Raw genomic sequence first — 9,342 nt, forward strand, 5'->3', positions numbered from 1 at the left:
CTGTGAGCGGACGAATTAGATAACGGTACGGCAACGGGCGTAACGTCAGATTATGACTCCCGGACGACCCGTACCCCCGCCCCTCGCCACGCCCCTTCCCGAGCTGGGTGACGTCCAGCTGAACGATAACGTCCAGGCTGACGGCAGCACCCTCGTTGCAGCCTACGGCGCCACGGCCCCTGACAGCGGCCTGGTTCCGCTGACCGTTGCACGCCGTGCACCCAAGGCCGACGACGTCGAGATTTCCATCGACTTCGTCGGCCTGTGCCACTCCGATGTCCACGCCACCCGCGGTGAATGGGGCGGCGACAAGTACCCGCTCGTCCCGGGCCACGAAATCGTGGGCCGTGTCAGCCGTGTCGGCTCCGACGTCGACGACTACGCGGTCGGTGACCGCGTCGGCGTCGGCTGCATGGTCGATTCCTGCCGCGAATGTGAGGCCTGCCTTGAGGGCCTCGAGCAGTACTGCGAAAACGGCATGATCGGCACCTACGGCGCCCAAGACCCGCGCAACGCCGACGCCGTCACCCAGGGCGGCTATTCCACCTCCATCGTGGTGGACCGCAACTATGTTCTGACCATCCCGGAGGGTCTGGACGCGGCCGCCGCGGCGCCGCTGCTCTGCGCCGGCGTGACGACCTACTCGCCGCTGAACCACTTTGAGGTCGAAGAGGGCGACGTCGTTGGTGTCGTCGGCCTCGGCGGACTCGGCCACATGGCCGTCAAGATCGCCAAGGCCATGGGTGCCGAGGTGAAGGTCTTCACGACCTCGGAGAAGAAGTTCGCCGCCGCCCGTGAACTCGGCGCAGACGACGTCATCCTCTCCAAGGACGCGGCCGCGATGGCCGCCGCGGACCGCAGCATCGATGTCATCATCGACACCGTCGCCGCCCCGCACGACCTCAACCCGTACTTCCGCACGCTCCGCCAGGACGGCGCGCTGTTTCAGCTGGGGTTGCCCTCTGAGGCGATGCCGCCCGTCAACCCCGGTGCCCTCATCAGCCGCCGTATCGCCTACGCCGGATCGCTGATCGGCGGAATCGCCGAGACCCAGGAAATGCTGGACTTCTGCGCCGAGCACGGGGTGGTCTCCGACATCGAAATGGTGACGGCGGACCAGCTCAACGGCGCCTACGACCGGATGGTGGCCGGCGACGTCAAGTACCGGTTCGTCCTGGACGTGAGTACCCTGCACGCCCCGTCGGGAAGCGCCGACGCATGAGCACCATCTTCACCCGGATCATCAACGGTGAAATCCCCGGCCGGTTCGTCTGGCGCGAGGACGATGTAGTGGCGTTCCTGACGATGGGTCCGCTGGCCGACGGCCACACCCTGGTGGTGCCCACCGAGGAAGTCGACCGCTGGACCGATGCCTCTCCCGAGCTGCTGGCCCGGGTCATGGAGGTGGCACGCAAGATCGGCGCCGTCCAGGTCGACGTCTTCGACGCCGCCCGCGCGGGTCTGATCGTGGCCGGCTACGAGGTCAACCACCTGCACGTCCACGTGTGGCCCTCCAACTCGATGGCCGACTATGATTTCGGCTCGGTCAACCAGAATCCCGATCCGGCCCGGCTCGACGCCAACGCTGAAAAACTCCGGGAAGGGCTGCGGTCGGCCGGCTACACGGAGCAGGTCCCGCAGGCCTGATCCGGCCCTGGTTCACGGCAAATACTACGGCGCTGGCGCCGGCCTACTGCCCCTTCGGGGGCCTTAGGCCGGCGCCAGCACTTTGTTAAGCGCCGCCCGGATCCGCTTTTCGGAGACCGAGTAGGCGGTGCCGAGCTCGACGGCGAACAAGCTCACGCGCAGTTCCTCGATCATCCAGCGGACGTGGGTTAACTCGGTCCCGGCACGGCGGCCGGGCAGCAGCGCCGAGACGGCGTCGTCGTAATCGTCCTCGATCGCCTGGACCGCGGCCATGTGCTGGGCATCGCGCTGGACGTTGCCGGGCAGCTTCTCGAGGCGTTTTTCGATGGCGGTGAGGTACCGGGGCAGCTGGCTGAGCTGAGCGTAGCCCGTGCGCGCCACAAAGCCCGGGAAAACCAGCTGTTCCAGCTGGCTGCGGACGTCGTTCAGGGCGCTGATCAGGGCCAGGCTGGTGGTTCCCTTCAGCTGCTTTTCGATCCGGCGCGTGCTGGCGAGGATCCGTTCGACGACGGCGGTTACGGTGAAAACAGTGTCGATCAGTTCCGCCCGGACATTCTCGTAGAGCGCCTGGAACGAGGCCTCGTCCCAGGGGAGGGCGGCCGGCGTGAGCTTGTCGATGGCGGCGAGGGAACAATCCGCGATCAGGGCCGAAACGGAACCGTGCGGATTCTGGCTGAACGTCAGCTTTTCCGTGTTGTTGAGGTGCTCCAGCACGTAGCGGTCCGGGGCCGGAACCCTGAGGGCGAGGAGCCGGATCACACCGCCGCGCATGGCCTCGAACTGCTCCGACGAGGTCTGGAAGACCCGCAGCGCCACGGATGTTCCTTCATCCACCAACGCTGGATAGCCGGTGACCGTGTGGCCCTTGACGGTGTTGCTGACCTGCCGCTGCACCGTGCCGAAGGTCCACTCCGTCAGGCCGGTCTGTTCCCTGAAGCCTGTGCCGCTGCCGACTGAGTTTCCACCTGCCGATGACGGGGGTACTGCCCCGCCGGATTTTCCGCGTGACTTCGAATTTCCAAGTGACTGCGGAGCCGTGGTTCCCGGCGTCGCCCCCAGCGATTCCGCGATGGCGCGGCGTGTTGCCGGGGCCAGCCGTTCCTGCAGGGCCGCGAGGTCCTTGCCCTCATCCAGCGCCTTGCCCTGGGTATCGACAACCTTGAAACTCACCCGCAGGTGGGACGGCACAGCGTCCCAGTTCCAGGAACCGGGTGGGATGACGTGGCCGCGGATCCGGCGCAGGGCCAGCTCCAGTGAAGCTTCCAGCTCATCATGTGCCGGATCGAAGTCCGATTCCAGGGCAGCAACGGCTTGCCGGGCCACATCCGGGGCGGGGACAAAGTTCTTGCGGACCTGCTTGGGGAGTGACTTGATCAGGGCAGCCACGAGTTCCGCGCGCTGGCCCGGGATCAGCCAGCGGAAGGCGGCATCATCGAGCTGGTTCAGGAAGAGCACCGGGACTTCGGCCGTGACACCATCGGACGGGTTGGGCGGTGACCCCGGCGCCACGGGGTGGAACTCGTAGCTGAGCGGCAGATCGAAGCCCTTGTGCATCAGGGTCTTCGGATAAGCGGCCTCGTCCAGGGCGTCGGCGTCGTTGAGCAGCAGTGACTTGTCGTAGTCCAGGAGGTCCGGACTCTTCTGCCGGGCCTCCTTCCACCATTCGTCGAAGTGCCGTTCGGACACAACGTCGGGGCCGATCCTGGCATCGTAAAACTCAAACAGCGTTTCGTCGTCCACCAGCAGGTCGCGGCGGCGCATCCTGGCCTCTAGCTCCTCGACCTCAAGGAGGAGGGCGCGGTTGCGGTGGAAGAACTTGTGGTGCGTTTTCCAGTCGCCTTCCACCAGGGCGTGCCGGATGAACAGCTCGCGGGTCAGCACAGGATCCACGCGGCTGTAGTTGACCCGGCGCTGCGGGATGATGGGCACCCCGTACAGGGTGACCTTCTCGTACGCCATGACCGCGCCCATTTTGGTGGACCAGTGCGGTTCGCTGTAGCTGCGTTTGACGAGGTCCGGTGCCACCTGTTCAGCCCAGACAGGATCGAACTTGGCTGCGACCCTGGCCCAGAGGCGGCTCGTCTCCACGAGTTCGGCAGCCATCACAAACGTGGGGGACTTCTTGAAGAGCGACGAGCCGGGGAAGATGGCGAAGCGGCTGCCGCGGGCGCCCGCGTATTCGCGCTTGCGCTCGTCCAGGATACCGATGTGACTCAGCAGGCCGGACAGCAGGCTCATGTGGATGCCCTCGTGGTTGCCCACGGGATCGGCCAGGCGTTTATTGTCCAGGCTGATCCCCAGCGGGCGGGCCATCTGGCGGAGCTGGGAGAAGAGATCCTGCCATTCCCTGACCCGAAGGTAGTTGATGAACTCGGTCCGGCACAGGCGGCGGAACTGGGTGGATGAGAGTTCCTGCTGTTTCTCCTGCAGGTAGTTCCACAGGTTCAGGAAGCCGGTGAAGTCCGAGTTTTCATCGCGGAACCGGGCATGCTTCTCGGCGGCGAGCTGCTGCTTGTCAGTTGGGCGCTCGCGCGGGTCCTGGATGGTCAGTGCCGCGGCCAGAATCATCACCTCGCGGACGCAGCCGCGCTTGCCGGCCTCCACAATCATCCTGCCGAGGCGGGGATCGACCGGGAGCTGGGCAAGCTGCTGTCCAACGGCGGTCAGCCCGCCGCTCTTGGCATCACCTGGCCTGACGGCATTCAAGGCTCCGAGCTCGCGCAGGAGCGTCACGCCGTCGTTGATTGCCCGCGAGTCCGGCGGCTCGACAAACGGGAAGTTCTCCACGTCCTTGGGCCCGCGGGCCACACCCATGGCGGTCATCTGCAGGATGACTGCCGCCAGGTTGGTGCGCAGGATTTCCGGATCCGTGAACAGCGGCCGGGACTCAAAGTCCTCTTCCGAATAGAGCCGGATGGCTATACCGTCCGACACCCGGCCGCACCGGCCCGAGCGCTGGTTTGCCGAAGCCTGCGACACACGCTCGATGGGCAGCCGCTGGACCTTGGTGCGGTGCGAGTAGCGGGAGATGCGGGCCGTGCCGGTGTCGATGACGTACTTGATGCCGGGGACCGTCAGAGACGTCTCGGCCACGTTGGTGGCCAGCACAATCCGGCGGTTACGGCCAGGGTGGAACACCTTGTGCTGTTCCTGCAGGCTCAGGCGGGCGAATAGCGGGAGCACTTCGGTGCCGGCCAGGCGCCGGTTGGACTGGATCCTGGCGTTCAGTGCCTCTGCCGCGTCGCGGATCTCGCGCTCGCCGGAAAAGAAGATGAGGATGTCGCCGGGGGCCTCGGTGGCGAGCTCGTCGACGGCGTCACAGACCGCGTCGAGTGGGTCGCGGTCCTCTTCGAGTTCGTCGTCGGAGGCGTCTGCATCTTCGCCATCGGCGGGTCCGCCGGCTGGCTGGGACAGCGGCCTGTACCGGATCTCCACCGGGAACGTGCGCCCGGACACCTCGATGATGGGGGAGGGCTCGTCGTCGGAGCCGAAGTGCTTCGCGAAACGCTCCGGATCGATCGTGGCCGAGGTGATGATGATTTTCAGGTCCGGCCGCTGCGGCAGGATGCGCTTGAGGTAGCCCAGGATGAAGTCGATGTTGAGGCTGCGCTCGTGTGCTTCATCAATGATGATGGCGTTGTATTTGCGCAGCAGCTTGTCGCGCTGGATCTCTGCGAGCAGGATGCCGTCAGTCATGAGCTTGACCTTGGTGGCGCGGCTGACTTCGCCGGTGAACCGCACCTGGAACCCGACTTCCTGGCCGATCTCCACACCTAGTTCCTCGGCAATGCGCTCAGCGACCGTGCGGGCTGCTAGCCGCCGTGGCTGAGTGTGCCCGATCAAGCCGTCGTCGCCCAGGCCCAGCTCGAGGCACATCTTGGGGATCTGGGTGGTCTTGCCGGAGCCGGTCTCGCCGGCGATGATGGTCACCTGGTTCGCTGCAATGGCAGCCTTCAGGTCCTCGCGGCGCTCGGAAACGGGCAGCTCAGCAGGGTAGGAGATATGAAATGTCATGGCTGCAGCCAGTCTACTGGGGCCGCGCCTGTTTCCCGCTCTTACTGCTGGCAACCCCGCCGGCGCCCCCGGCCGCTGATCCCGCCTTGCCCCGGACTCGCGGACTCCGCTCACCCAGGATATGAGGACAGGACCCGGCTCTTATGCGCCGGGTCCAGTTTGTGTTAGTGCTGATGGGTAAATATGGGCAGCTTGAGGCATGCCTGCGGGTTAGAAAATGCGCAGTGTGTAGTGGGTGCTAGGCAGGTCCAGGGCGGACCAGGCCTGGTCGGAGGTGACGGGCGGGGTATGACCGCGGCCATCGCGCAGGAGCGCTGAGACGGTGGCGGCGAGAACAACGAGGAGCAGGACCACTAAGGCGATTCCGAAGATTTCCATGACTCAATGTTGCTCCGGTGCCTACACAAGAAACAGTGGCAGAAATGCCCAAAAAGCTCGAATTTCTGCCACAATGAAGGCATGCTGAAATCAGTGGCAGTCATAGTGGTTCCTAACTTCTCGATCTTCGAGTTCGCCACGGCCTGCGAGGTGTTCGGCATCGACAGATCGGTGCGAGGCAGTAACGTCCCCGCCTTCGACTTCCGTGTATGCACACCGCAGCCCGGTGATGTCCGGATGAAATCGGGACTCTCCATGAATGTTCCGCTGGGATTGGACGCTACTGCGGACGCGGACCTCGTGATCATGACGCCGTTCGGCCGGAACGAGGACGTACCGGAATCGGTGTTGGAGGCCCTGCGCGCCGCGGACGTCCGGGGCGCCTGGGTGATGTCGATCTGCTCCGGAGCCTTCGCCCTGGCCCGCGCCGGTCTTCTGAATGGCCGGCGGTGCACCACCCATTGGCGCTATTCCCATGAGCTCGCAAAACGGTATCCGGAAGTGCAGGTCGATGAAAACGTGCTCTATGTGCAGGACGGCAACCTGATCACCAGTGCCGGTACCGCGGCGGGAATTGATGCCTGCCTCCATCTGGTGCGCGTTGAGCTGGGCGCCAATGTGGCAGCCTCTATTGCGCGGGACATGGTGGTGCCGCCGCACCGCGACGGCGGCCAGGCGCAGTTCATCGACCGGCCCGTGCCTGCCTGTGGATCGGCGCCGATGGAAGAGCTGCTGCGGTGGATGGTGCAGAACCTGGAGCAGGAGCACACGGTCGTTGAGTTGGCGTCGCGCGTGCACATGTCAGCCAGGACCTTCGCCCGCCGCTTCCGGTCCGAAACCGGGGCCACGCCCGCTGCCTGGCTGAACTCGCAGCGGGTCCTCCGGGCGCAGGAGCTGTTGGAATCCACTGACCTGAACATCGACGAAGTTGCCCGGGAATCGGGCTTTGGCCACCCCGTCCTGCTCCGGCATCACTTTGCCAAGGTGCTGGACACCAGCCCGCAGTCCTATCGCCGGGCGTTCCGGGGCCACCTGGTAACGGCAGGCTGACTGGAGAGGCTGCTAAGCCTTGGCGGCGCCTTAATCCGGGGCAGGCCCTTGCGGACCAGCGTTCTCCCCCGGTCCGGGGCCGTCCTCGGAAGCTGCCCGGGTGCTGTCCACCAGGACTCGCCATGGTCCTGTGACAGCCTGCTCGGGCAGCGCCGCGCGGCGCTGGCCCGCCCGGATCGAATAGATGAATCGGTCTGGCTGGTTGCCGAACACCTCAGCGGCCGCGGCACTGACCGTCTTGGGTACCGCGTCCCAAGGGCATGCCTCCACAATTGGTTGCCACTGGCTTTTGGCGCTCGGCGTCTGGGCGTGCACTGTCCATACTCGGGTCAGGGCCGCGATGCCGCCGCTGCGCTCCACACTGATCTTCATGGCCTCGGTCCTGGGCTTTCCTGCAGCCTGGCCGCTGGCTCGCGGCGGGCAGGCGTTCAACTAAAGCTTGACCTTCACAGTTTCCCACGCCTGCCGCACGGCGTCATGCTCTGGCGAATCGCTGCCGAACAGGTCCACGGCGGATGCCGCCGTTGCCTTGGCGAATACGCGGAAAGTGGCGGTGGCAGGCAGCGAGCCGCCGGTCAGTGCGTTGTACCAGATCCGTCCCGGTGCCTCCCAGGCGTTGCCGCCAAGTGACTCCGCCGTGAGGTAGAAGGCCCGGTTGGGGATGCCGGAATTGATGTGGACGCCGCCGTTGTCGGCGCTTGTGCGCATGTACGAGTCCATCGAATCTGGCTGCGGATCCTTACCCAGTACGTCGTCGTCGTACGCTGTGCCCGGTGCCTTCAGGGAGCGGAGAGCCGATCCCTCAACCTGAGGTGTGAAGAGTCCCTCACCGATGAGCCAGCTGGCATCGCTCACGGTCTGGCTGTTCAGGTACTGTTCCACGAGCGCGCCGAAAACATCGGACATGGATTCGTTGAGGGCACCTGCTTGGTTGCGGTAAGCCAGCCCCGCCGAGTACTGGGTGATGCCGTGCGTCAGTTCGTGCCCGATGACGCTCAGCGACCGCGTGAATCGTTCGAAAACTTCCCCGTCCCCGTCACCGAAGACCATCTGCCGGCCGTCCCAAAAAGCATTGTCGTAGAGCCTGCCAAAGTGCACTGTGGCATCGAGCGGCAGGCCTTCGCTGTCGATGGAGTTACGGCCGAAGATGTCGGCAAACAGGCGGTGTGTGTGCCCAAGGCCGTCGTAGGCCTCATCAGCAGACTGATCGCCGAAAGCCGGTTCGCCTTCCTTGCGCACCAGCTTTCCCGGCAGGTTCTCGGAACCGCCGGCATCGTAGATGCTCCTGTTGGGCGGGCCGGTGCGGACCTGCCGCAGTGCCGGGGGAGCGGCCGGGACCGGCAGGGTACGGGCCGACTGGACGGACCGGACGTGGCTCAGCGCTTCCTTGGCCGCCCGCGCAGCCGCAGAAAACTGCGGCTCGTCCAAGCGAGCCAACCGCCGCAACAAATACGGCGGAATGATGGAACAGAATGTGGCTGGAACGTGCATGGCCTACCCCCTCGAGTTCGTTGAATCAGCCTACGAGGGGCCACCGACAATCCGATGAAGGCGCACGCAATCCAGCCCAAACGGACGGTTTGGGGCCCTGCTCGCCGACGCAGACCGCGCGAACGGACAGTTGGGGCGCTGGAGCTGGGGCCATCCTTCGCCTCCGAGCGCGAGCGGACAGTTGAGCCCTGGGAGCTGAGGCGCGGGAGTGTCCGTCGCGCCGAAAATGGCCGGGCTGTTAGTCGCGATGGCTGCCGTCAAGGCCGTGGCCGCGGAGTTTTCCACATAGCCATTGAGCCTCGCGGTTATTGTCATACCCTCCGGGGATGATTTGGGTATGGATAGCAGAGCAGCTGTGGCGACGGCGGAGGCCCTTTCGGTGTCTTTCGGGGAGCTTGCTGCAGTGCTCCGTGAAGCTTCCGAAGGCTCCGCTGCGTGTGCTGATCCGCTTCGTCGTAGAGCTGATGTTGCCCTGAAGGCCTTGACTGCCGTCGCCTGCGGGGAGGCGAAACTGGCTGCCCTGAAGGTGCATGCGGCCGCAGGTTATGCCGCCGCTGCCGAGGCCCTTGCGGGCCCTTCCGCGTCGCCGCAGGACCATGCCGGTCAGGAGATGGCTGTGATCGCTGAGGTCGCGTGCGTGCTGACGGTCAGCGAACGCTCCGCCGGTGCTCTGCTTTCTGAGGCGCACGCGCTGACCACGGCCCTGCCGTTGACGTTCGCGGCGTTGCAGGCCGGGACGATCTCGTGGCAGCACGCGAGGAT

At 65.3% G+C, this 9,342-nt stretch carries 7 protein-coding genes and 1 pseudogene; 4 read left to right on the top strand and 4 right to left on the bottom strand.

Annotation, left to right across the window (positions count from 1 at the left end; all coding sequences use genetic code 11):
- Nucleotides 1-52 precede the first annotated feature (52 nt).
- Nucleotides 53-1,222, top strand: coding sequence for an NAD(P)-dependent alcohol dehydrogenase (locus DAD99_RS15935; protein ID WP_193342309.1), 1,170 nt, complete (start codon nucleotides 53-55; stop codon nucleotides 1,220-1,222).
- Nucleotides 1,219-1,647: an HIT family protein gene (locus DAD99_RS15940; RefSeq protein WP_185260946.1), complete on the top strand. Its 429-nt coding sequence runs from the start codon at nucleotides 1,219-1,221 to the stop codon at nucleotides 1,645-1,647. The genes DAD99_RS15935 and DAD99_RS15940 overlap by 4 nt, the downstream gene beginning before the upstream one ends.
- A 63-nt stretch (nucleotides 1,648-1,710) precedes the next feature.
- Here DAD99_RS15940 and hrpA read toward each other — a convergent pair whose 3' ends face one another.
- Both hrpA and DAD99_RS15950 read right to left on the bottom strand, forming a co-directional pair.
- Nucleotides 1,711-5,661 (bottom strand): ATP-dependent RNA helicase HrpA, encoded by a 3,951-nt coding sequence (gene hrpA / locus DAD99_RS15945; RefSeq protein WP_193342310.1) that lies wholly within the window; start codon nucleotides 5,659-5,661, stop codon nucleotides 1,711-1,713.
- A 210-nt stretch (nucleotides 5,662-5,871) separates the two neighbouring features.
- Complete coding sequence (locus DAD99_RS15950) at nucleotides 5,872-6,039, bottom strand: hypothetical protein (RefSeq protein WP_193342311.1); 168 nt, start codon at nucleotides 6,037-6,039, stop codon at nucleotides 5,872-5,874.
- Nucleotides 6,040-6,120: 81 nt separating this feature from the next.
- Here DAD99_RS15950 and DAD99_RS15955 point away from each other — a divergent pair, with 81 nt between their 5' ends.
- Complete coding sequence (locus DAD99_RS15955; RefSeq protein WP_193342312.1) at nucleotides 6,121-7,089, top strand: GlxA family transcriptional regulator; 969 nt, start codon at nucleotides 6,121-6,123, stop codon at nucleotides 7,087-7,089.
- A gap of 30 nt (nucleotides 7,090-7,119) precedes the next feature.
- On the opposite strand, the gene DAD99_RS15960 is transcribed toward DAD99_RS15955, so the two are convergent.
- Entirely contained in the window at nucleotides 7,120-7,461 is a 342-nt protein-coding gene (locus DAD99_RS15960) for a protealysin inhibitor emfourin (protein ID WP_185260942.1), read from the bottom strand.
- A gap of 60 nt (nucleotides 7,462-7,521) precedes the next feature.
- Nucleotides 7,522-8,580, bottom strand: a complete 1,059-nt coding sequence (locus tag DAD99_RS15965; protein ID WP_193342313.1) for a M4 family metallopeptidase — start codon at nucleotides 8,578-8,580, stop codon at nucleotides 7,522-7,524.
- Between the two features lie 337 nt (nucleotides 8,581-8,917).
- Here DAD99_RS15965 and DAD99_RS15970 point away from each other — a divergent pair.
- Nucleotides 8,918-9,342, top strand: a pseudogene (locus tag DAD99_RS15970) (endonuclease); the annotation flags it as partial.

Origin of the sequence: Pseudarthrobacter sp. AB1 (assembly GCF_014926485.1) — a bacterium.
GTDB lineage: Bacteria > Actinomycetota > Actinomycetes > Actinomycetales > Micrococcaceae > Arthrobacter.

Bases quoted from the DNA above. Each gene is read 5' to 3' on its own strand.
- DAD99_RS15935 (WP_193342309.1), top strand. From the start codon at position 53: ATGACTCCCGGACGACCCGTACCCCCGCCCCTCGCCACGCCCCTTCCC.
- DAD99_RS15940 (WP_185260946.1), top strand. From the start codon at position 1,219: ATGAGCACCATCTTCACCCGGATCATCAACGGTGAAATCCCCGGCCGG.
- hrpA (WP_193342310.1), bottom strand. From the start codon at position 5,661: ATGACATTTCATATCTCCTACCCTGCTGAGCTGCCCGTTTCCGAGCGC.
- DAD99_RS15950 (WP_193342311.1), bottom strand. From the start codon at position 6,039: ATGGAAATCTTCGGAATCGCCTTAGTGGTCCTGCTCCTCGTTGTTCTC.
- DAD99_RS15955 (WP_193342312.1), top strand. From the start codon at position 6,121: ATGCTGAAATCAGTGGCAGTCATAGTGGTTCCTAACTTCTCGATCTTC.
- DAD99_RS15960 (WP_185260942.1), bottom strand. From the start codon at position 7,461: ATGAAGATCAGTGTGGAGCGCAGCGGCGGCATCGCGGCCCTGACCCGA.
- DAD99_RS15965 (WP_193342313.1), bottom strand. From the start codon at position 8,580: ATGCACGTTCCAGCCACATTCTGTTCCATCATTCCGCCGTATTTGTTG.